Origin of the sequence: Methylobacterium sp. ME121 (assembly GCF_000974725.1) — a bacterium.
Taxonomy (GTDB): domain Bacteria; phylum Pseudomonadota; class Alphaproteobacteria; order Rhizobiales; family Beijerinckiaceae; genus Methylobacterium; species Methylobacterium radiotolerans.
The window spans coordinates 23,459-44,476 of record NZ_BBUX01000005.1; the positions used below are offsets into that span (position 1 = coordinate 23,459).

The following is a 21,018-nucleotide window of genomic DNA, read 5'->3' on the forward strand; positions in this document are numbered from 1 at the left end:
ACGAACGAAGGAAAGGCCGCGCAGGAGGGGGGCGCGCGCGATATATCCGGGTGGCCCGTCCGATCCGGCGCGCGAGTCGCGCGCCTTGCCCCAGGCGGCAACTCTTATATAAGATATATGCAGATGAAACCCGCCTCCGGCGGGAGACGGGCCGGGAGGACGAGGATGGCGGGTGCGCGCGCGGATGGCCTCGGCCCGGCCGGGCACGCCCGATGAACGAGACGCTCCTGCTCATCCTGTGCGTCGGCTGCGCCGGCGTGATCTCGGGCCTGACGGGCTTCGCCTTCGCGCTGATCGCCTCGGGCACCCTGCTGTCGATCCGCACACCCGTCGAGGCGACCGCCCTGGTGCTCGTCTGCAGCATCCTCTCGCAGGTGATCTCGATCCTGCGCCTGCGGACCTGGCCGCCGCGGGGCACCGCCTTCGCGATGATCCTGCCGGGCCTCGTCGGCGCGCCGATCGGCATCCACCTGCTGCACGACCTCGATCCGCGCTGCATCAAGGTCGCGATCGGCGCCTTCCTGGTCCTGTACAGCGGCGGGGTCGCCCTGCTGCGCGCCGATTACCGGGTCGGCTTCGGCAATCGCTGGAGCGACGGCGCGATCGGCTTCCTGGGCGGCGTGCTGGGCGGCATCGCCGGCCTGTCCGGGGCGCTGCCGACGGCCTGGAGCCTCGTGCGCGGCTGGGATCCGCGCACCCAGCGGGCGGTCTACCAGTCCTTCACCCTGGTGATGCAGGTCTGGGCCCTGACGATCCTGGTCACTCTCGACCCGATCCCGCCCGAGCTCGTCGGCGACCTCGCCCTGGCGCTGCCGGTGGTGCTGGTGAGCGTGCTGGCCGGGCTCGCGCTGTTCGCGCGGATCGACCAGCGGCGCTTCCGCACCCTGGTCCTGGCGCTGCTCGCGGCGATCGGGCTGACCACCACGGCGCTGGCGCTCCCCGGCCTGCTGCAAGGCTGAGGCGGCCGCCGCGACGGGTCAGCTCCCGTCCCGGGCGTGGACGCCCGCGAGAAACAGGTCCTTCCAGCTCTCCGGCCGGCGGCGGATCGTGCCGGTGCGGGCCATGAAGGCGGCGACCTTGCCGACCGCCCGGGGCGTCGCCGTGAAGGAGACCTGCGGGTCGTTCAGGATCTCGGTGATCAACCCGGCATCGCTCCCGTCGCGGGCGAGCCGCACGTAGGCGCGCGCCGCCTCCGACGGGTCGGCCGCGATCGCGGCGAGCGCCTCGTCCAGGGCGGCGCCGAAGGCCGCGACGACCCGGGGGCTGGCGCTCGCGAAGGAGCCGGAGGTCCAGACAACGTTGAAGGTCGAGGGCTCGCCCAGCACGTCGAAGCTGTTCAGCACCGTGCGGATGCCGGGCTGGCGCAGTTCCAGCTCCTGGATCGGGGCGGCGGTGAAATGCGCCGTCACCTCGGTTCCTCCGAGGAGCGCCGCCATCCCGTCGGGATGCGACAGGGTGACGGTGAGCCGGTCGAGGTCGTTGCGGCGGGCCGCGCCGAGTTCCTTCTCGGCCGCCATCTGCAGGAACATCGCCTGGACCGAGACCTTCACGGCGGGGAGCGCGATCTTGTCCCGATCGGTGAAGTCTGCGAGCGTGCGCACCTTCGGGTTGCTGGTGTTCATCAGGAGCGGCATGCTGTTCATCGCCGCCACGCCCTTCACGGCCATGGCGGTGCCCTCCGTCTTCGACCAGAGCAGCACGAGGGGCGGCACGCCGCCGGCCGCGAACTGGATCTGCCCGGAGAGCAGCGCGTCGTTCATGGCGGCCCCGCCCGCGAGGGTGAGGTAGCGGGCCTGGAGCCCCGCCACGCCGCGGGCCATCGCCGCCTTCTGGAGCAGGCCCTGCTCCTCCATCAGCATCAGCGGCAGGTGGCCGAGGCTCGGCTGACGGGCGATCGCCACGGCGCCGGCCTCCTCGGCCCGCCCCGGGACGGGGCTCGCCAGGAGCGCCGCGGCCCCGGCCAGAACGTCGCGTCTGCGCATGATCCCCTCCCGAGCCGGCTACCACGCTCGAACACGTTCCTCGGGGACGAGCGCGACGCCCCCTCTCCCCGCGCGCGCCCCGCCGTCCGTGAGGGACGCGAAGGCGTAGCCCGAGCGGCGGGGAGGGGGCGATCCCGGGGGAGCCTCGTCCTGAATCGCCCCCTTCCCCTCGGCTGCTGCCTCGATGCGCCGACGACAGGGTCGTCACATCCCTCGCCCCGCAAGCGGGGCGCGGGGAATCTCAGCGGCCGTCGCCGGTGCAGCGGACGCGGTGTGAGTTCAAGGACCGACTCCCTCAGCCGGGGCGGCGGATCACCGGCGCCGGCACGCTCTCGATCATCACGTTGACGCAGGCCGGCAGGCCGCTGGCCTGGGCCGCCTCCAGCGCCGCCGGGAAGGCGGCCGCCTCGGTCACCAGCGCCCCGAAGCCGCCGAGCGCCTGGACCACCGTATCGTAGCGGGTCGGGAGCAGGTCGCAGTGGCGCGTCCGCTCGGGGCCGTAGCTGCGCAGCTGGATCTGGTGCTCGGCGTTCCAGCGCGCGTCGTTGCCCACCACGGCGATGAACGGGATCCGATAGCGCACGGCCGTGTCGAACTCGGCCATGTGGAAGCCGAAGGTGCCGTCGCCCAGGACCGCGACCACCGGGGCGCCGGGGCGCTCCAGGGCGGCGGCGAGCGCGAAGGGGATCGACGCGCCGATCGTGCCCGATACGCCGTTGATCAGCCGGCGCCCGGCGCGGACCAGGGCCTGGGGCCACTGCCCGATCTCGCCGCCGTCGCAGATCAGCGTGCCGTCGGGGTGGTCCTCCAGGAAAGCCGCGACCGCCCGGCACAGCTCCACCGGGTGCAGGCGCCCTTCGATCCCGCGCAGATCCGCCCAGGCGGGCGGCCGGTAGGCGAGGGCGGCCCGCGCGTCCCGATGCCAGGCCTCCCGGCGGGGGAGGGCGGTGGCGCGCGCGGTCATCGCCGCCACCACCGGCCGCGGATCGGCGAGGCCCGAGACGGCGAGGCGGTCGGCCGGGGCGCGGGCGAGGAGCGCCGGATCGGGATCGACGATGGCGAAGCGGCAATCGGGCGCGAGGGCGGGCGCCGCGCCGAAGCGCAGGGTGAAATCCAGCGGCTTGCCGAGGAGCACGAGGAGGTCGGCCCGCGCCAGCACCTCCGCGAAGGCGCCGAGCGCCGGGTCGTTGATCCCGCGCGGGCTCTCCATGCCGACGACCGGCAGACCGAGAGATTCCTCCAGCGCTGCCATCGCGGCCCGGCCGGAGCCGTCGCACAGGGCCGGACCGCAGGCGATCAGCGGCCGCTCCGCTCCGGCCAGCGCGGCGAGCAGGTCGGCCACGAGATCCGGTGCCGGCTCGGCGACCCGCAGGGCGGCCACCGCCCGGTCCGGGATCCGCACCGCGGCGGCGGGGACGGCCGTCTCCAGCAGGTCGACCGGCAGGCTCAGATGGACCGGACCGGGCCGCCCCTCCCGGGCGATCCGGAAGGCCCGGGCGAGGTCCGGCCCGAGGGAAGCCACCGAGCCGGCGGTCCAGGCGGCCTTGGTCATCGGCCGGGCGATGTCGGCCTGGGCGAGCTCCTGGAAGGCGCCGCGCCCGAGCTCGGAGAGCCCCGCATGGCCGGAGAGCAGCAGCACGGGGGAGTCCGCCGCGAGCGCCGTGGTGAGCGCCGCCGCGCCGTTGGTGTGGCCCTGCCCGCCGGTCACCAGGGCGACGCCGACCTCGCCGGTCAGCCGGCCCCAGGCATCGGCCATGTGGACGCAGGCCGCCTCGTGGCGGACGTGGACGAGGCTGATCCCGGTCTCGAGCAGCGCGTCGAAGACCGGCATGATGTGGTTGCCCGACAGGGTGAAGATCCGGGTGACGCCGAGCGCCTCCAGGGTCCGGGCCACGATGTCGGCGCCGCGCAGGGTCTGCATGGCGGGTTCTCCTCAGGCGGCGGCGTCGAGGAGCGAGCCGCCGGGCCGCACATGCGTGAAGTGCACCGGCTCCATCGCGAGGTCGAGCGCCCCGCCGCGCTGGCGGACCACGGTGTAGTGCGAGGTCGCGAGATCCGAGGCTTCCGGAAAGTCCTCGCGGAAATGGGCGCCGCGGCTGTCGGTGCGGGCGAGCGCCGCCCGGGCGATAGCCTGCGAGACCAGGACGAGGTTCTCGAGGTTCAGCCGGTCCATCCAGGTCAGCGCGTAGCGACGGTCGCCGTCCGGCGCGCCGGCCCGGGCGACCGCGTCGGAGAGCCCGTCGAGGGTGGCGAGCGCCCGGGTCAGGCCGGCCGCGTCCCGCAGGATGCCGACATCGGCCCACATCGTCTCGTAGAGCGCCTCGCGGATCTCCGGCAGCGACTCCGCCGGCCGGCCGAGCGGCCCGTAGGCGCGGGCCAGGCCCGCCTCGACGGCGGCGGGGTCTGGGTCGGCGAAAGAACCCTCGCGCCGCACGGCCCGCGCCATGGACTGGCCGGCCAGCCCCCCGAACACCGTGGAATTCGCAACGCCGTTGCCGCCCAGCCGGTTCGCCCCGTGGACGCCGCCGGTATCCTCGCCGGCCGCGAAGAGGCGCGGCAGCGCGGTGGTGCAGTCGACCGCGAACCGGACGCCGCCCATCATGTAGTGGGCCGTGGGGATGACCTCGACGAGGCCGCCCGCGAGGTCGAAGCCGCAATCGGCGCAGCGCTCGACCATGCCCTTGAACCGGCGGCGCACGTCCTCGGGCCCGAGATGGCTCATCTGGATGTGGACGCCCCCGCTCGGCGTGGAAAAACCCTCGCGGAGCCGCCGCATGATCGAGCGGCTGACCACGTCCCGGGTCGCGCGCTCGGCCCGCGGGTCGTAGGCCTCCATGAAGCGCTGGCCGGTGGAATCGAGGAGCCAGCCGCCGGCCCCGCGCAGGCCCTCCTCCAGCACCGTCCCGGTCATGCGGGTGCCGGCGCCGGCGAGCAGCCCGGTCGGGTGGAACTGCACCATCTCCATGTCGCGCAAGGGCAGCCCGGCGCGCAGCGCCATGGCGAGCCCGTCGCAGGACTTGTCGCCCGACGGCGTGTGGTACTTGTACATGGTCGGCCCGCCGCCGGTGGCGAGCAGCACGGCCTTCGCCCGCACCAGCTTCGGTTCGCCGGTGCGCATGTCGAGCATCAGCACGCCCGCCAGCCCCGATCCGTCCCGGGCCGGAATCAGTTCCAGGGCGCGGTGATCCTCCAGGCGGCGCACGTCCCGGCGCCAGACCTGCTCGGACAGGCGGTTGATGATCTCGATCCCGGTGAGGTCGCCCTTGTGCACCGTCCGGTCGAAGGTCTGGCCCGCGAAGGCCTTCTGGTGGACGCTGCCGTCCGGGTTGCGGTCGAAGAAGCAGCCGAGCTCGGTCTCCAGCTCGCGGATCCGCACCTGCGCCTCGGTGACGAGCGTCCAGGCGAGCGCCTGATCGTTCAGCCACTTGCCGCCCTCGATCGTGTCCATGAAGTGCCGCTCGACCGAGTCGCCCGGCGCCAGCGCCACGTTGTAGCCGCCCTGGACCATGCGGGTGCAGCCGCACTTGCCGAGCAGCCCCTTCACCGCGACGGTGACGTCGAGCTCGGGCGCGACCTTCTTGGCGTGGAGCGCGGCGAACAGTCCGGCCCCGCCGGAGCCGAGGATCAGGATGTCGGTCTCGACCTGCGCGGGGCTCATCGTGCGTCCTCGAGGGAGGCGATGACGGCGTCGCGCCGGGCGGCCACGTCGCGCTGCACGTCGGCGAAGAGCGAGCCGCCGTGGGAATCCATCCCGACCAGCAGCGGCCCGAAATCGCGGATCGCGAACTGCCACAGGCTCTCGGGGTGGAGGTCGTCGAGGTCGACGTCCACGATGGTCTCGATCCAGGTGGTCTCCAGCGCCGCCGCGCCGCCGACGATCGCCAGGTAGGCGCCGCCGCGCCGCGCGAAGGCGTCGAGGGTCGCCGGACCCATGCCGCCCTTGCCGACGATGAGGCGCACGCCCTCGCGCGCCATCAGGGCGTCGGTGAAGCGCTCCATGCGCATCGACGTGGTGGTGCCGATGCAGAACGGCGCGAAGCCGACCGGCGCCGCGTTGGAGACCGGGACGCGGTGGACGTTCGGCGCGGTGTGGATCACCGCGTGACCGTTCAGGTCGAGCCGGGTGCGGCGGTCCCGGTCGAACATGTGGATCAGGGTGGCGTCGCGGATGCCGAACAGCCAGCGCCGCAGGGTGACGGTGTCGCCGATCCGGAGCGCCCGGATCTCGGCCTCGCCGGCCGGCATGTCGAGGACGTGGTGGGCCACGGTCTGCTCCTCAATCGAACGCGATGCCGCCGGGCGTGAGCGTCGCGCGGGCGCGGCGGGCCGAGTGGCACTGGATGTTCACCGCGACCGGGTTCTGGGTGATGTGGGTCGCGGCGAGCTCGACATGGACGGCGAAGCTCGTCGACCGGCCGCCGAGCCCCTGCGGGCCGATGCCGAGCTCGTTCACCGCCCGCGACAGCTCGGCCTCGATCCGGGCGCCGTCCGGGTCGGCGCAGACCGAGCGCAGCGGCCGGGTCGCCGCCACCTTGGCGAGGTGCATGCACAGGTCCGAGGTGCCGCCGAGCCCGACGCCCACGATGGTCGGCGGGCAGACCCGGCCCCCGAGCTCGATCACCCGGTCGATGACGAAGCGCTTGGCCGCGCCGATCCCGTCCGAGGGCAGCAGCATCTGCAGGAACGAGCCGTTCTCGGAGCCGGAGCCCTTCGGGATCATCTCCACCGCGACGGTCTCGGGCCGGTCGTCGAAATCGACGTGGATGATCGGCACGCGGATGCCGCAGGAGGTCTGCGCGTTCCTGCGGGTGATCGGGTGGACCACCGAGGAGCGCAAGGAGAACTCCGTCGTGGCCCGCTCGCAGCCGCGCCGGATCGCGGCCTTCAGGGCGGCGCCGTCGACGCGCACGCCGGCGCCGATCACGACGTTGTAGATCGGGATGCCGGTATCCTGGCAGAGGATATTCTTCGTGCGCTCCGCGACCGCGACGTTCTCCACCATCGTGTCGAGGATGGCGCGGCCGGTGGCGCTGGTCTCGGCCCGCTGCAGGTCGGCGAAGCCCGCCTTGATGTCGGGCGGCAGGATCTTCAGGGCGCGGACGTAGAGGTCGCGGCAGACCTCCTCGAATTCGCGGATGTCGAGATCCATGGCGGGTCTCCGCTGACGAGGGCGATGGGCGACGGTCAGGCCCCGCTGAGGAGGAACAGGAGGCCGATCGCGAAGGCGGTCGCGAGACAGCCCGACACGACGAGGGCGTTGCGCTCGCGGAAGCGCAGCCACTCGATGGCGAGTACGCGCAGTCCCAGCGCCATGTGGACGGCGAGCGCGCAGACGAGGCCCCATTCGGCCGTGCGGACGAAGCCGTTATGGGTGAGGCCGAGGAAGCGCTCCAGCCGGTCGGCGCCCTGGAGCGCGGTGCCGAGCGCGATGAAGTGCATCGGCAGGAACAGCGCCAGGGCGATCCCCGACAGCCGGTGGATCAGCGCGGCGGCGAAGCCGGGCCTGCGCAGGGACGCGCGGGTGATGCCGGTCCGCCCGGCCGTGCTCGCGGCGGTCCTCATGCCACGTACACCGCGAGTGCCGCCCGCAGGCCCAGCCCGGCGAGCAGGGCCGAAAGGGCGATCATGGCGACGTCGAGGGAGCGGCCGCGCCAGCCGGCCCACTCGCGCAGGACGCTGCGCAGGCCGATCGGGGCGTGGATCGCGGCGGCCAGAACGAAGACCGCGTAGAACAGCAGGAAGGCGAGATTGCCCTGAGTCCGGCCCAGGATCTCGCCGGCCGTGAGCCCGCCGCGCACCGCGTAGACGATCGTGCCGAGGTGGACCGCGATCGTGACCGCGAGGATCGCCGCCGTGCCGCGCTGGGCGAGGTACAGGAGCGGACTCATCCGCGCCTCCAGAACCGGCGCAGCGCCGCCTTGCCGGTCTCGCGCTTCAGGCCGGCGATCGAGAAGGTCGGGCTCAGGCCCTTCGGGCAGTGCTCGGTGCAGCTCATGTGGCTGTGGCAGGAATGGCAGCCGGCATCGCCCGCCACCGCGGCGAGCCGATCCTGGTCGCGGTCGCGCACGTCGTTGACCAGCGTCCAGGCCCGGTTGAGGGCCGCCGGACCGAGATAGTCGGGATTCCAGGTGACGAGGTCGCACGCCGCGTAGCAGACGCCGCAATTGATGCACTCGATGCCGGCATCGACCTCCTGGCGCGCGGGCGACTCGGGCTCGACCGTCGCGAAGTCGTCGGGCGGGTTCTCGCCCGGCTCGAAATAGCCGTGGGCGCGGCGCCACTTCTCGAAGAAGGGCTCCATGTCGACCGCGAGGTCCTTCACCACCGGCAGGTTGCGCAGGGGTTCGAGCGTCAGCACCCCGTCCGGCGCCACGGCGGCGACCCGGGTGCGGCAGGTCCAGCGCGGGCGCCCGTTCACCGTCATGCCGCAGGAGCCGCACATGCCGACCCGGCAGGCGAACCGGTAGGCGAGGGTGGGGTCCTGGTCGCGCTGGATCTCGGTGACGACGTCGAGCACGGTCTGGTTGGCCCGGCGCGGCACCGTGAAGGCCGCGACCGCCGCGCCCCGCCGGATGTGGACCCGCAGCGCCGCGCTCGCCTCCGGCGTGACGGCGGCGCGATCCGCGGCCGCCGTCACCGCGTGGCCTCTTTCGGCGCGCCGCTGCCGGCGGCCGGCGCGGGGAAGAACAGCTCACCCTCGCTGGCCGCGGTGGCGGAGACCAGCCCGGCCCGGTTCATGTAGGCGAGGTAGTCGAGCATGCGCTGCGGCTTGGTCGTCCAGGCGTTCTGTGGCGCGCGGATGAGGGCGACGGCCTCGTCCTGCGAGAGCTTCGACCCCTCCGCCTTGATCCAGAGCGCCGCGGCCCGGGCGGGGTCTTCGCGGATCAGCGTCAGGCTCTCCTCCAGCGCCGCCCGGAAGGCCGCCGTGACCTTGGGATTGTCGGTGACGAACCGGCTGGTGGCCCAGACGAGGTTGAAGGTGTGGGGGCCGCCCATCACGTCGTAGCTGTCGAGCACCTTGCGGGCGCGCGGATCCTTCAGCTCCATCTCCTGGAACGGCGGCGAGCCGAAATGGGCGGTGATCTCGGAGCGGCCGCCCATCAGGGCGGTCTGAGCGTCCGGGTGACCCATCGAGACGGTGAGCGGGTCGAGCTTGCCCTGCTGGCCGGGCCCGAACGCCTTCTCGGCGGCCATCTGCAGGGTGATCGCCTGGATCGAGGTCTTGGCGGTCGGCAGCGCGATCTTGTCCTGCGGCCCGAAATCCGCGATCGACTTCACCGCGGGGTTGGTCGTCACCAGCCAGAGCGGCATCGCGTTCAGCGCCGCCACGCCCCTGACCTTGATGTTGGCGAGCGTGCGGCCCCAGATCGTCAGGAACGGGCCGACGCCGCCGGAGGCGAGGTCGAGGTTGCCGGAGAGCAGGGCCTCGTTCATCCCCGAGCCGCCGGTGAAGCGCAGCCACTCGGCCTTGACGTCGAGGCCGCGCGCCTTGGCCTGCTTCTCGAGCAGGCCCTGCTCCTCCATCACGGTCAGGGGCAGGTAGGAGATCCCGAACTGCTTGGCGAGCCGAACGGTCGAGACCTCTGCCCGGGCGGCGCCGAGGGCCCCCCACAGGGCCGCGACCGTCCCGACGAGCCGGATCATGCTCCGTGCCGTCATGGCGCTCCTCACCTGTCTGCGCGCCGATCTTGCGAGTTGTGCGACTTCGTCGGCGTCGGGTCGAGGATACGCTCCGGACGAGGCCTGTCAATAATCATGTATCATATATATGACCTGTTCGCTGGCCGTCCGCGGCCGCACCGAAGCGCGCCGTCGGTTACGCCCGGCACGACGGGACCGCGGGCCAGAGTGGCAGAGGCTGACCCGTGCGCGCGCTGGCGCCGGCGGGTTGACCGACGTGACCGGCGGAAGGTCCCGCCCGCGTCCCGGTGACACCCGCCGAGTCGGTCGCCGGTTCGCCTCGGAGACTTCGCGACCAGCCCGTGGGATTCCGCATCGCTGAGAGCCGGGCGCGGCGTCGGGGTCTGCGCCCGCCCGCTCCCGATGGAGCGTCGCACGGCGCCGATGCGCCACCACATGCGTCCCTCGACCGGGATCGCGCGCGAGAGTGTTGGGTCATTTACAAGACTGGGGGCGGCGCATCAGGATCGTGCGCTCGGTCTCCAGGACGCGGCCCCGGGGCGTGCCGGAGCGCGGTCCGCGGGCGGCACCGCGCACCCCGCGCCGGGAAGGGACGGTCATCGTCCGGCGCGGCGCACCGCTCAGGGCGCCCGCAGGCCGAGTTGCGACTTGTCGGTGAGGCGGTCGTTGCGGAACGTGAGCGTGATGTTGGCGCCGTACGTCCCGCGTCCGGGCCAGGAATAGGTCGCGCGCCGGACCCGCCCGACGATCAGGTGCGAGACGCGGCGGCCGTCGCAACCCAGACGGGCGCGCACCTGGCGGTAGGTCATCCCCTTCCCGAGGGCGGCATAGTGCGCATGGTCGACGCGGCAGTGCGGCGCCGCGGCCCCGGCGGCCGGCGCCGGGAGCAGTGTCGGAAGCAGTATCAGAACGAGCGCCGGCACGAGCGCGATCGGGAGCGCGGACCGCATCGCCCGCTCAGCCCGGCGCGCCCGGGGCGGGCCCGTCGGCCTCCGGCGCCCGCGGTTCGGCCGCGGCACCCGCGTCCGCCGACCGGATCTCGACCTTGAGGTCCTGCCGCATGTCCTGGAGATGGTCGGTCACTACCCGCTCGCCGGCCTTGAGCCCGGCCAGAATCGCGGTGTCCTCGCCGAAGCTGTCGCCCGTGGTCACGGGCTGCTGGCGGACCACGCCCTGATCGTCCACCACGTAGACGATCCGCTGGGCGAGCCGGGCCGACAGCGCGACCGTGGGGACGAGGAGCTTCTCCTCGGTGCCGGTCTTGACCCGCGCGCGGACGAACTGACCGGGCAGGAAGCGCTCGTCGGTGTTCGGCAGCAGCGCGCGCACGAGGCGCCGGGCGGTGCGGGGGTCGAACCGGTTGTCGAGCTGGTAGACCCTGGCGTCGCGCACGGGCTTGCCGGCCTCGTCCAGCACCTCCACGGTCACCGGGCCGGTCTGCATCGCCTCGCGCAAGGCCTCGGAATCCTCGGAAGAGAGCGCCATCTGCACGTCGATCGGGTCGAGCTGCACCACCGTGACCAGCTCCGTCTGGTTCTCGATGACGAGGTCGCCGGGGTTCACGATCGACAGGCTCGCCCGCCCGTCGAAGGGCGCGCTGACCACCGCGTAGTCGAGGTTGAGGTTCTGCCGCGCGATCGCGGCCTCGGCCCCCTGGACCTGGGCGGCGGCCGCGGCGGCGTTCGACTGGAGCTGCTGGAGCCGCTGCTCCGACGCGTAGCCCTTGTCGGCCAGCGTGTCGGTCCGGCTCACCTCGGCCTGCGCGAACTGGAGCTGCGCCTTGGCCTGCGCCTCCTGGGCCTGGGCCTGGGCGAGCGCCACCTGGAACGGGCGCGGATCGATCCGGAACAGAACCTGCCCCTTCTTCACGTGGCTCCCGGGCTCGAAGGGGCGCTCGGTGACGTCGCCGGTCACCCGGGCCTGCAGGGCCGCGTCCTGCTGCGCGATGATGGTGCCCGTGTAGGTGAAGCTGATCGGCACCGTCCGGGTCCGCGCCGCCGTCACCGTGACGGCGATCGGCGGCTCGGTCTCGGCGGTCTCGGCCGGCCGGTCCGACCAAGGCAGCGCGCTCATCAGGGCCGCGGGCTCCGGCCGGCCCATCGCGAACCAGCCGCCCGCCGCCAGGACCAGCGCGGCGCCACATCCGAGTAGTCCGGTCCGAAGCCCCGCCCGCACGCTGACTGCTCCTCCCGCTGCGGCGCGCCCGCGCCGAGCCCGACGGGGAACACGCCAAACGCGTTCGCGTTGCACGCCCGCGGTCCTCGCGGCCACCGATCACCGTCGAGGTCCGATGTTCGCCCGCTTCGTCGACCGGCCGGTCCTGGCGGCCGTCATCTCGGTTCTGATCACCCTGATCGGCGCCGTGGCCGGCCTCACCCTGCCGATCGCCCAGTTTCCCGAGATCGCGCCGCCGATCATCAACATCCAGGCGACCTATCCCGGCGCCAGCGCGCAGCAGGCCTACGACGCGGTCACGACGCCCCTCGAGCAGGAGATCAACGGCGCCCAGCACCTGCTCTACATCGCCTCGACCAGCAACACGGACGGCAGCGTCAACCTCGACGCGACCTTCGAGATCGGCTCCGACCTCGACGCCGCCGCCGCCGAGGTGCTGACCCGCGCCAACCGGGCCGAGGCGAAGCTGCCGGCCTCGGTGCGCGCGCAGGGGCTGGAGATCCAGAAGAGCTCCCGCCAGCGGCTCGGCAACATCGTGCTCTACGCCGATCCGGGTGCGCCCTACGACGAGCTGTTCCTGGCCAACTGGGCCGAGACCCAGGTGATCAAACCGCTCCGCCGGGTCGACGGCATGGGCCGGATCCAGAACTTCTCCCAGAAGCGCTACGCCATGCGCCTGTGGCTCGACCCGGTGAAGATGGAGGCGCTGGCGATCAGCCCCGACGCGGTGATCCGCGCGGTGAGCCAGCAGAACGAGCAGATCACCACCGGCTCCCTCGGCAAGCCGCCGACCGACGGCGCGCCCACCGCCTTCGAGCTGCAGGTCGTCACGCAGGGACGGCTCAGCCAACCCCAGGAATTCGCCAACATCCTGCTGCGGGCCAACCCCGACGGCTCCGTGGTGCGGGTGCGCGACGTGGCGCGGGTGGAACTCGGCTCGGAGCAGTACGGCGTGCGCTCCAGCTTCGACGGCGAGCCGTCGGCGACCCTCGGCCTCTACCAGACGCCGGGCGCCAACGCCGTCCACGTCATGGACGGGGTGAAGGCCACGATGGCGGAGCTCGCGCGGCGGTTCCCGCCGGGGCTCAAGTACAAGATCGCCCTCGACCGCACCGAGTTCGTCCGCGAGGCGATCCGCGAGGTGGTGCACACCCTGTTCGAGGCGCTGATCCTCGTCGTGGTGGTCACCTACCTGTTCCTGCAGAACTGGCGGGCGACGCTGATCCCCTCGATCGCCGTGCCGGTGGCGCTGGTCGGGACCTTCGGGCCGATGGCGCTGCTCGGCTTCTCGTTCAACACCCTGAGCCTGCTCGGCCTGGTGCTGGCGGTCGGCCTCGTGGTCGACGACGCCATCATCGTGGTCGAGAACACCGAGCGGCTGATGGACGAGGGGATGGAGCCGCGCCCGGCCGCCCGGGAGGCGGTGAACGAGGTCGCCGGCCCGGTGATCGCCACCACCCTGGTGCTGGCCGCCCTGTTCGTGCCCGTGGCCTTCATCCCGGGCCTGACCGGCCAACTCTACAACCAGTTCGCCCTGACCATCGCGATCTCGGTGATGATCTCGGCCGTGGTCTCGCTGACCCTGACGCCGGCGCTCTGCGGCCTGATCCTGAAGCACCGCCCGGAGGGCGCCGGGGCGCACCGGAGCCGGTGGAGGGCGCCGCTGCGCTGGTTCAACCGGACGCTGGAGCGCGCCGCGGGCCTCCTCACCGCGATGATCGGCCGGCTCACCCGCCACCTCGTGCTCGTCGGCCTCGCCTTCGCGGCCTTCGCGGCGCTCACCGCGCTCCTCGTGATGCAGCGCCCGACCGGCTTCGTCCCGAACGAGGACCAGGGCTACTTCTTCGCCGATGTCGCCCTGCCGAAGGGCGCCTCGGTGGCGCGCACCGACCGGATGGTCGAGCGGCTCGGCAGGAGCCTGCGGGACATGCCGGAGGTCGATCACACGATCGGCGTCGTGGGGCGCAGCATCCTCGCCGACGCGGTGGCACCGTTCTACGGGTTCCAGATCCCGGTCCTGAAGCCGTGGGGCGAGCGGGCGGCCTCGGCCGACGCCATCATCGCCCGCGTGCAGAAGGAATTCCGGCACGATCCGGACGGGAAGGTGCGGGTGGTCAACCCGTCGCCGCTGCCGGGGCTCGGCACCCGCAGCGGCCTGACGCTCGAGATCCAGGACCGCAGCGGTGCCGGCGGCATCAAGCTCGCCGAGGCGGCCCAGCGCTTCATCGACGAGATGGGGAAGAGCCCCAACGTCGCCCAGGCGCTGCCGACGACGAGCTACGGCGTGCCGCAGATCCGCCTGGAGATCGACCGGGCCAAGGCCGAGCAGCTCGGTGTGCCCCTCCAGAACCTGTTCGACGCGCTCGGGACCTATGTCGGGTCGAGCTTCGTCAACCTCTTCAACCGCTTCGGCTTCGTCTATCAGGTCTACGTGCAGAGCGAGGCCACGGGCCGGCGCACGATCCAGGATCTGCAGGCGCTGCCGGTCCTCAACAGCCGGGGCGAGCCCGTGCGGATCGGCTCCCTGGTGCGGGCGGAATTCACCACCGGCCCCACCGCGGTCCTGTCCTACAACACCTACCCGGCCATCGAGGTGGCGATCGAGGTGGCCTCCAGCGCGAGTTCCGGCACGGTGCTCAAGGAGGTCGAGGCGCTGGCCAAGCGCCGGCTGCCCTCGGACTACGCGGTGGAGTGGACCGACGTCGCCTTCCAGGAGAAGGTCGCGGGCGGCTACGCGCCGCTGATCTTCGGCCTCGGCGTGCTGATGATCTTTTTGCTGCTCGCCGGGCAGTACGAGTCGCTGCGCCTCCCCTTCGTGATCCTGCTGGCGACGCCGATCGCGATCTTCGGCGCGGTCGGATTCCTGGCCGTGCGCGGGCTCGAACTCGACATCTTCGGCCAGATCGGTCTGCTGCTGCTCGTCGGGCTCGCCGCCAAGAACTCGATCCTGCTCGTGTCCTTCGCGGAGGACCTGCGCCGGCAGGGCGAGGACGTCCTGAAGGCGGCCCAGGACGCGGCGCGCCTGCGGATGCGCCCGATCCTGATGACGTCGTTCGCCTTCATCACCGGCTCGATCCCGCTCGCCATCGCGAGCGGCGCCGGGGCGCATGCCCGCGTCTCCATGGGGACGGTGGTGATCGGCGGCTTGGTCGTCGCGACCTTCATCACCCTGTTCATCACGCCGACGTTCTACGTCGCCTTCGAGCGGCTGCTCGGGCGGGGCGACGCGGCCGCCAGGGCGCAGTCCGGGCCGGCCGGCGCGGCGCAGCCGGCCGAGTAGCCACTCTGGTCCGTCGCCGAGACGGTCGCGCCGCCGATCCCGGGCTCGGCGGCGAACGGGAGCCTGCGAGAGCGTGAGGACCGTCCCGCCGCGTGGCGGCTGATCCTGTCCCGAACCCTCCGTCAGGCCGAGTCCGCGCGGCGCTCGACTGCGTCGGCCGCGTCCCGACGGCCCTGCTCGCGTGGCGCTTCCAGTTCCGCGCGGAGGAGGATCTCGCCCTGAGCGCCGACGCCGACGCCTTCGGCCCTGTCCTGAGCATCCTCGCCTCCGCGATGCTGACGGTGACGGCCTTCTCGCTGACCGTTCCGGTCAACGCCCGCGGTGCCGCGTCGTCGGGCGTGACGCGGCGCGCCACGACCCCGTGGACCGGAGACCGGCCGGCGCACGACGCGCTCGCCACGATCCTCGGCGCGTTCATGTTCTCGGTGGTCGAGATCATCGCCCTGTCGACCCCCCTCTACGGGCCGGGCGGGCGCCCCGTGCTGCTGGGGGCGATGGTGGTGGTCATCGACCTGGCCGTCGTCGTCTTCCTGGGCTGGATGCGGCAGCTCACCCGCTTCGGCCGGGTCGGCGAGACGATCCGGCCGGTCGAGCAGGCGGCGTCCCGGGCCCGGCCGCGGCGGCACACGGCTCCCGCGTTCCATACCGCGGGGCGCGGCCGCCGCGGCGCCACGCGGAGGCCGCGTCGCCGCACCGATCGACGAGGAGCGGAACTGCCCGCGCGCCGATCCATTGGGTCACCGGACGACGGCCGGCCGACTCTCAGGGATGGATGGATCGATGGTTTCGATAGGCACGCGCTCCGGCGGCACCGCCCGGGTTTCCGCGGTTCGCGCGGCCGCGGGCGCCTGCGCGCTGATCCTGTCGTCCGGACCGGTGCTCGCCCAATCGGCGGCGAGCCGGATCGATCAGCCGACTGCGGCCACGCTGCCCCCGGGCGTCAGCACGACCAAGGGCGGCGCTGCCCCCGCCGACCGGTCGACCGGACCCGTCTCACCGCCGAGCGCCATCTCGTCGTCGACGGACGTCATGGCGGGCGGGAGCGCCGGTACCGACACGAGCCGCAAGAAGGACGCGCGCACCAACCCGCTCGATCATCTCTCCCCGGAGTACAAGCGGTAGAGCGGGCTCGATCGCCGCGCGAGCCCGGAGCGGGCCCTCCGCGTGACGACCGGGCGCCGGCCGGGCTCCGCGCAACCGTGAGCCGGATCGGCCCGCGTCAGAATTCCAGGGGCCGAAGCCCGGTCGACGGGGATTCGACCGTCAGACCGCAGGTGTGGTCCTGCAGGATCTCGCCGTTGGCCGCCCTGCCGAAACGGCTGGTCACCAGGCCGTCGAGGAGCACGAAGCCCGGCTTCCCGCCCGGGAACTCGGCCCCCACGACGGCCAGCGAGTGCTCGCCCATGGCGGCGCGCGCGTCGCCGTCGCGCGCCAGCAGGTCGAACGGGTCCGCGGCGTCGAGGTCGTCCCCGAGCACGCGCATCGCCCTGAACGGGCGTCCGACCAGCGGTTCGGGCAGAGGCGCCCAGCGATCGCCGATCGTGGGCGCGAGGCGGCGAAGGGCGTCGCGAACGTCGAGGCGGACGCAATCGATGTGGATGTGCAGCTGCCCCTGACTCCGCCGCAGCCGCGCGTTCACCGCGAGGCTGACGTCGCGCCGGTCGAGCGGATGGCCGAGGCGGTCCTCGACGAAGGTCCGCGCGCGCCACGCCTTGGCGAAGTAGTTCGTCGTCCCGGGTCGAAGGAGCACGGGGCTCTCGATGCCGGTGATGCGCGCCGTCGGGATCAGGAGAAACTGCGCCCGCCCGCGGAGGTCCTTGAGGATGGCGTAGCCCTTCTCGACCCCGCCCGCCAGGTCGACCAGGCTGCAAGGTGCGGGTCCCTGTCCGCGCCTCTCGTGGGGGACGCACGCGCCGTGCACGATCGCCCACAGGGCTCCGCCGTTTCCGAGGAGGTTGGGCCCGACGGCGACAGCCAGCCAGACCGAGGCCGCCGCGAGGATGATCAGGGTGCCGAGCGATCTCCGCGACAGCCCGCTCCTCGCGCGGCCGGTGGAGCCGCGCGGTGACGCGGTGTCCGGCCGGCGACGGACGGCGTCACGCGCCTGACGGGCGAGCCTGACCGCGGCGCTGCGCAAATCCATGACGTGACCCGGTGTCCGGTTGCCGCGCGAGGCGTCGGGTCCGCCGACGCCAGGACCGTCATACAGGCCGCCAGCGGCCTGCGCGATCGCCGCCGTGCTACGGATGCAGCGCCGGACGGATCGCGCGGGACGCGGTGACGCCGCGGCGTCTTTCGTGCCCCGGATCCCGCGCGCCCCCTTCTCGGACGGCTATCCGATGGGCCATGCCTTGCGCGGACCTCGTCAGCGCCGCCGAACTGGGTCATGCCTCTGCCCATCCCGGTGCCGCCGGCGGTCGCAACCTATCAGGCGGCGCGCCGCCGGAATCGCGGCGAGAAGGACAGGGGTGGGACGGACCGCGCACGAGGACCGACCCGACGCGCGTCAGGAGCCGGGAGCCCGGCGACCGCTGAGACAGACCGGACGGCCGGGGTGACCCGGGCCGCCCTCGCGAGGAGACGACCATGACCGACGAACCGCACGGCTTCGACCGCGGCCTGACCAATTACGGCGACCGCGACTTCGCCCGCTACCTGCGCCGCTCCTTCGCGCGCTCCATGGGCATCTCGGTCGGCCTGCTGAACAAGCCGGTGGTCGGCATCGCCATGACCCCGTCGGGCTTCAACAACTGCCACCGGGGCATGCCCGAGCTGGTCGAGGCGGTCTCCCGCGGCGTGCTGGCGGCCGGCGCCCTGCCGCGGCCGTTCCCGACCGTGTCGCTCGGCGAGGTTTTCCTCAACCCGACCAGCATGATGTACCGCAACCTCATGGCCATGGACACCGAGGAGATGATCGCGGCCCAGCCGATGGACGCGGTCGTGCTGATCGGCGGTTGCGACAAGACCGTGCCGGCCCAGCTCATGGGCGCGGCCTCCGCCGACCTGCCGGCGATCCAGCTCGTCACCGGCCCGATGTCGACCGGCCGCCACAGGGGCCAGCGGCTCGGCGCCTGCACGGATTGCCGGGGCTTCTGGGCCAGATACCGGGCCGGCACCGTCGACGCCGAGGAGATCGCCGAGGTCGAGGGCCGGCTCTCCGTCACGGCCGGCACCTGCGCGGTGATGGGCACGGCCTCGACCATGGCGTGCATCGCCGAGGCGCTCGGCATGTCGCTGCCGGGCACCGCGGCGATCCCGGCGGTGCATTCCGACCGGCTGGTGGCCGCCGAGGAGACCGGCCGCGCGGCGGTGCGGCTGATCCAGTCGAAGATCCGGCCCTCGCAGGTGATCACCGAGAAGTCGGTCGAGAACGCGATCCGCGTGCTGATGGCGGTGTCGGGCTCGACCAACGCCATCGTGCACCTCACCGCCATCGCCGGGCGGCTCGGCATCCGGATCTCGCCCGAGCGGTTCAATCAGATCTCCGACGCGACGCCGGTGCTGGTCGACCTGAAGCCCGTGGGCCAGGGCTATATGGAGGATTTCCACGCCGCCGGGGGCATGGGCGCGCTCCTGCGCGAGCTGCGCCCGCTCCTCCACCTCGACACGGTGGACGTGGAGGGCCGGACGCTCGCCGAGCGCCTGGACGAGCCGGAGGCTTGGGTCGACCGCGCGATCATCCGCACCGCGGAGGATCCCGTGTCGCCGGTCGGCGGCCTCGTGGCCCTGTCCGGCAGCCTCGCGCCCGACGGGGCGATCTTCAAGCGCGCGGCGGCGACGCCTGAGCTGTTCGAGTCGGAAGGGCGGGCGGTGGTGTTCACCGGCCTGGAAGACCTGTCGGCGCGGATCGACGATCCCGCGCTCGACGTGGCGCCCGGCGACATCCTCGTCCTGCAGAATGCCGGCCCGCACGCGGCCGGCATGCCGGAGGCGGGCTACCTGCCGATCCCCAAGAAGCTGGCGCAGGCGGGGGTGAAGGACATAGTGCGCATCTCCGACGCGCGGATGTCGGGCACGGCCTTCGGGTCGATCGTCCTGCACGTGGCGCCCGAGGCCGCGGTCGGCGGCCCGCTGGCGGCGGTGCGCGACGGCGACCGCATCCGCCTGTCGATCCAGGACAAGCGCGTCGATCTCTTGGTCGCGGAGGACGAGATCGCCCGCCGGCTCGCCGACCACCGGCCGCCGCCGGCCCCGGCTCGGGGCTACAAGGCGCTCTACCGGCGCAGCGTCACGCAGGCCCCGGAGGGCTGCGACTTCGACTTCCTCGCCAAGGCCGAGGGCTGACGGCCCCGGTCGTCCCGGCCGGGCGCGTCAGAGGCCGGCTCCCCCATCCGGGGCGCACCCGTCGCCGAACTCGGCAAGCCTCGCCTGCCGGCCCCGTAACCCGGCAGGCCGGCCGCGCTCATCACCGCCCTGACGGTGCCGGGGTCGTCACGACGCCGCGCGCCGCGTGCGGCCCATCGCCTCCGGTCCGGGCGTCGCGGCCCGGAGGGCGGGACCGTCGCCCGCCGCGACGGCGCCCGGTGCCGCGGTGGTCCCGGGCGCGGCCCTGGTTCGGATCATCCGCCCCGTGGCGAAGGCGGCGGCATTGACGAGGCCCATGGTGACGAAGCCGGCCGAGAGGGCGGCGAACATCCCGGCCAGGCCCAGTCCGAGCACGGCCGCGATCCAGGCGCCGCCCAGCGCCACCCACAGCCGGAGAAGGCTGGCGGTGAGCGGCCAGCCGACGCGGCCGGCGCCCTGGGCGGCGAAGTAGAGGGCGAGGCCGGCCCCGAAGAACCCGTAGAAGGGCCCGACGATGCGGAGATAGGATGAGCCGGTGGCCATCATGGCCGGGTCGCCTCCGAACAGGCCCAGCCAGGTCTCAGGGGACCCGGCCGCCACCAGGCCGATGGTCTCCGTCAGGCCGCCGGCCACGAGGGCGCCGGTCAGCGCGGCCCGACGGGCGCGGACCTCCATCCCGGCGCCGAGGGCCGTCCCGACGAGGGCCGCGATGGGCGAGCCGAGCCCGAACACGAGCGGGACCAGCAGGTACTCCAGCCGCGCACCGGTGCCGTATCCGGCCACCGCCGCCGGCCCCGCCGTCCCGACGAAGCCGGTCGCCGCGATGACCGTGACGTTCGAGGTCACACTGGCGATGCCGGACAGAAGGCCGATGCGCAGGATCTCGCGGGACGGCGCCCAGGTCAGCCTCGGGGGACGCCGGCCCGGTCGCAGGACGCCGCGGCCGGACCAGATGTAGGCGGCGAAGACGGCGGAGCCCGCGGCGTAGTAGCCCGCGAAGGCGACGCCGCCGCCCACGACCCCGAGCCTGGGCAGCGGGCCCCAGCCGAAGATCAGCGCGGGCGAGAGCGGGATCAGCACGACGGCCCCCGCGCAGGTGACGCCGGCCGGGAGCGCCATGTTGCCGGTCCCGCGGATCACCGCCGCCAGCGCGTTGAACAGCCAGATCAGGGTCGCCGCGCCGAACACGACGCCCGCGTAGGCGGTCGCGGCCCTGAGCGAGCCCCCGGTGCCGCCCATCGCGGCGTAGAGCCTCGGCCCCAGCGGCAGGGCGAGGAGGCTGGTGACGACACCCAGTGCGAGGCCGATCGCGGCGGCATGCCAGGCGAGAAGATCTGCCTCCGCCCGCCGGCCCGCGCCCAGGGTGCGGGAGACCGCCGACTGGATGCCGCCGCCCATGCCGCCGGCGGACAGCATCTGGACGAGCATCACCACCGGGAAGACGAGAGCCAGGCCGGCCAAGGCATCGGTTCCGAGTTCCGCGACGAAGTACGTCTCGATCAGGCCGATGGAGGTCTGGACGACCATGACCACGACATTCGGCACGGCCATTCGCGCCAGGGTCGGCACGAGGGGCGCTTCGAGCAGGCGGCGCGTGCGGATGTCCATGGCGGGGGCCTCACAGTCTCGGGGATCGCGGCCGAGCGCCCGCGATGT

The 21,018-nt window shown here is 73.0% G+C and carries 17 protein-coding genes and 1 pseudogene; 5 read left to right on the forward strand and 13 right to left on the reverse strand.

Translation table 11 applies throughout. The features are described 5' to 3' along the window. Positions 1 to 212 precede the first annotated feature (212 nt). Positions 213 to 959: a sulfite exporter TauE/SafE family protein gene (locus ME121_RS06000; RefSeq protein WP_012329714.1), complete on the forward strand. Its 747-nt coding sequence runs from the start codon at positions 213 to 215 to the stop codon at positions 957 to 959. Between the two features lie 18 nt (positions 960 to 977). On the opposite strand, the gene ME121_RS06005 is transcribed toward ME121_RS06000, so the two are convergent. The 11 genes from ME121_RS06005 to ME121_RS06055 all read right to left on the reverse strand — a co-directional run bounded on the left by ME121_RS06005 (position 978) and on the right by ME121_RS06055 (position 11,798). Beyond that, positions 978 to 1,982, reverse strand: a complete 1,005-nt coding sequence (locus ME121_RS06005) for an ABC transporter substrate-binding protein (RefSeq protein WP_059408501.1) — start codon at positions 1,980 to 1,982, stop codon at positions 978 to 980. A 295-nt stretch (positions 1,983 to 2,277) separates the two neighbouring features. Next, positions 2,278 to 3,903 (reverse strand): thiamine pyrophosphate-binding protein, encoded by a 1,626-nt coding sequence (locus ME121_RS06010; protein WP_059408502.1) that lies wholly within the window; start codon positions 3,901 to 3,903, stop codon positions 2,278 to 2,280. Between the two features lie 12 nt (positions 3,904 to 3,915). Then, positions 3,916 to 5,640 (reverse strand): L-aspartate oxidase, encoded by a 1,725-nt coding sequence (locus ME121_RS06015; protein WP_029359024.1) that lies wholly within the window; start codon positions 5,638 to 5,640, stop codon positions 3,916 to 3,918. Continuing rightward, a complete protein-coding gene (locus tag ME121_RS06020; RefSeq protein WP_053621271.1) occupies positions 5,637 to 6,248 on the reverse strand; it encodes a fumarate hydratase C-terminal domain-containing protein in 612 nt (203 codons plus the stop codon). Before ME121_RS06020 ends, ME121_RS06015 begins: the two co-directional genes overlap by 4 nt. A 10-nt stretch (positions 6,249 to 6,258) precedes the next feature. Continuing rightward, on the reverse strand, positions 6,259 to 7,131 hold the full coding sequence (locus tag ME121_RS06025; RefSeq protein ID WP_029359022.1) for a fumarate hydratase: 873 nt from the start codon (positions 7,129 to 7,131) through the stop codon (positions 6,259 to 6,261). A 35-nt stretch (positions 7,132 to 7,166) separates the two neighbouring features. Further along, positions 7,167 to 7,544, reverse strand: coding sequence for a succinate dehydrogenase, cytochrome b556 subunit (locus ME121_RS06030; protein ID WP_043073812.1), 378 nt, complete (start codon positions 7,542 to 7,544; stop codon positions 7,167 to 7,169). Next, positions 7,541 to 7,870 carry a succinate dehydrogenase/fumarate reductase transmembrane subunit gene (locus ME121_RS06035; protein ID WP_012329721.1) on the reverse strand — a complete coding sequence of 110 codons (330 nt, stop codon included), beginning with the start codon at positions 7,868 to 7,870 and terminating at the stop codon, positions 7,541 to 7,543. Before ME121_RS06035 ends, ME121_RS06030 begins: the two co-directional genes overlap by 4 nt. After that, the gene (locus tag ME121_RS06040) at positions 7,867 to 8,619 is read right to left on the reverse strand and encodes a succinate dehydrogenase/fumarate reductase iron-sulfur subunit (protein WP_089231041.1); all 753 of its coding nucleotides are present in this window, start codon (positions 8,617 to 8,619) and stop codon (positions 7,867 to 7,869) included. The genes ME121_RS06035 and ME121_RS06040 overlap by 4 nt, the downstream gene beginning before the upstream one ends. Continuing rightward, positions 8,616 to 9,641 (reverse strand): ABC transporter substrate-binding protein, encoded by a 1,026-nt coding sequence (locus ME121_RS06045; protein WP_043073811.1) that lies wholly within the window; start codon positions 9,639 to 9,641, stop codon positions 8,616 to 8,618. Before ME121_RS06045 ends, ME121_RS06040 begins: the two co-directional genes overlap by 4 nt. A gap of 602 nt (positions 9,642 to 10,243) precedes the next feature. Beyond that, on the reverse strand, positions 10,244 to 10,573 hold the full coding sequence (locus tag ME121_RS06050) for a DUF3862 domain-containing protein (RefSeq protein WP_053621301.1): 330 nt from the start codon (positions 10,571 to 10,573) through the stop codon (positions 10,244 to 10,246). A 7-nt stretch (positions 10,574 to 10,580) separates the two neighbouring features. Next, positions 10,581 to 11,798, reverse strand: coding sequence for an efflux RND transporter periplasmic adaptor subunit (locus ME121_RS06055; RefSeq protein WP_012329725.1), 1,218 nt, complete (start codon positions 11,796 to 11,798; stop codon positions 10,581 to 10,583). Between the two features lie 115 nt (positions 11,799 to 11,913). Here ME121_RS06055 and ME121_RS06060 point away from each other — a divergent pair, with 115 nt between their 5' ends. The 3 genes and pseudogenes from ME121_RS06060 to ME121_RS06065 all read left to right on the forward strand — a co-directional run bounded on the left by ME121_RS06060 (position 11,914) and on the right by ME121_RS06065 (position 16,200). Next, a complete protein-coding gene (locus ME121_RS06060) occupies positions 11,914 to 15,078 on the forward strand; it encodes an efflux RND transporter permease subunit (RefSeq protein WP_059408503.1) in 3,165 nt (1,054 codons plus the stop codon). Between the two features lie 92 nt (positions 15,079 to 15,170). Next, positions 15,171 to 15,734, forward strand: a pseudogene (locus ME121_RS33315) (DUF2254 family protein); the annotation flags it as partial. Positions 15,735 to 15,858: 124 nt separating this feature from the next. Beyond that, positions 15,859 to 16,200 carry a hypothetical protein gene (locus ME121_RS06065; protein WP_059408504.1) on the forward strand — a complete coding sequence of 114 codons (342 nt, stop codon included), beginning with the start codon at positions 15,859 to 15,861 and terminating at the stop codon, positions 16,198 to 16,200. 97 nt (positions 16,201 to 16,297) lie between these two features. Here ME121_RS06065 and ME121_RS06070 read toward each other — a convergent pair whose 3' ends face one another. Next, on the reverse strand, positions 16,298 to 17,221 hold the full coding sequence (locus tag ME121_RS06070; RefSeq protein WP_059408505.1) for a CDP-diacylglycerol diphosphatase: 924 nt from the start codon (positions 17,219 to 17,221) through the stop codon (positions 16,298 to 16,300). A gap of 443 nt (positions 17,222 to 17,664) precedes the next feature. On the opposite strand from ME121_RS06070, the gene ME121_RS06075 reads away from it, so the two are divergent. After that, a complete protein-coding gene (locus ME121_RS06075) occupies positions 17,665 to 19,362 on the forward strand; it encodes a dihydroxy-acid dehydratase (RefSeq protein ID WP_024827268.1) in 1,698 nt (565 codons plus the stop codon). A 147-nt stretch (positions 19,363 to 19,509) separates the two neighbouring features. Here ME121_RS06075 and ME121_RS06080 read toward each other — a convergent pair whose 3' ends face one another. Further along, positions 19,510 to 20,970 (reverse strand): MATE family efflux transporter, encoded by a 1,461-nt coding sequence (locus ME121_RS06080; RefSeq protein ID WP_059408506.1) that lies wholly within the window; start codon positions 20,968 to 20,970, stop codon positions 19,510 to 19,512. Positions 20,971 to 21,018 lie beyond the last annotated feature (48 nt).

Excerpts from the sequence above, each read along its gene's own strand:
- ME121_RS06000 (WP_012329714.1), top strand. The coding sequence starts at position 213 with ATGAACGAGACGCTCCTGCTCATCCTGTGCGTCGGCTGCGCCGGCGTG.
- ME121_RS06005 (WP_059408501.1), bottom strand. The coding sequence starts at position 1,982 with ATGCGCAGACGCGACGTTCTGGCCGGGGCCGCGGCGCTCCTGGCGAGC.
- ME121_RS06010 (WP_059408502.1), bottom strand. The coding sequence starts at position 3,903 with ATGCAGACCCTGCGCGGCGCCGACATCGTGGCCCGGACCCTGGAGGCG.
- ME121_RS06015 (WP_029359024.1), bottom strand. The coding sequence starts at position 5,640 with ATGAGCCCCGCGCAGGTCGAGACCGACATCCTGATCCTCGGCTCCGGC.
- ME121_RS06025 (WP_029359022.1), bottom strand. The coding sequence starts at position 7,131 with ATGGATCTCGACATCCGCGAATTCGAGGAGGTCTGCCGCGACCTCTAC.
- ME121_RS06030 (WP_043073812.1), bottom strand. The coding sequence starts at position 7,544 with ATGAGGACCGCCGCGAGCACGGCCGGGCGGACCGGCATCACCCGCGCG.
- ME121_RS06035 (WP_012329721.1), bottom strand. The coding sequence starts at position 7,870 with ATGAGTCCGCTCCTGTACCTCGCCCAGCGCGGCACGGCGGCGATCCTC.
- ME121_RS06045 (WP_043073811.1), bottom strand. The coding sequence starts at position 9,641 with ATGACGGCACGGAGCATGATCCGGCTCGTCGGGACGGTCGCGGCCCTG.
- ME121_RS06050 (WP_053621301.1), bottom strand. The coding sequence starts at position 10,573 with ATGCGGTCCGCGCTCCCGATCGCGCTCGTGCCGGCGCTCGTTCTGATA.
- ME121_RS06060 (WP_059408503.1), top strand. The coding sequence starts at position 11,914 with ATGTTCGCCCGCTTCGTCGACCGGCCGGTCCTGGCGGCCGTCATCTCG.
- ME121_RS06065 (WP_059408504.1), top strand. The coding sequence starts at position 15,859 with ATGGTTTCGATAGGCACGCGCTCCGGCGGCACCGCCCGGGTTTCCGCG.
- ME121_RS06070 (WP_059408505.1), bottom strand. The coding sequence starts at position 17,221 with ATGGATTTGCGCAGCGCCGCGGTCAGGCTCGCCCGTCAGGCGCGTGAC.
- ME121_RS06075 (WP_024827268.1), top strand. The coding sequence starts at position 17,665 with ATGACCGACGAACCGCACGGCTTCGACCGCGGCCTGACCAATTACGGC.
- ME121_RS06080 (WP_059408506.1), bottom strand. The coding sequence starts at position 20,970 with ATGGACATCCGCACGCGCCGCCTGCTCGAAGCGCCCCTCGTGCCGACC.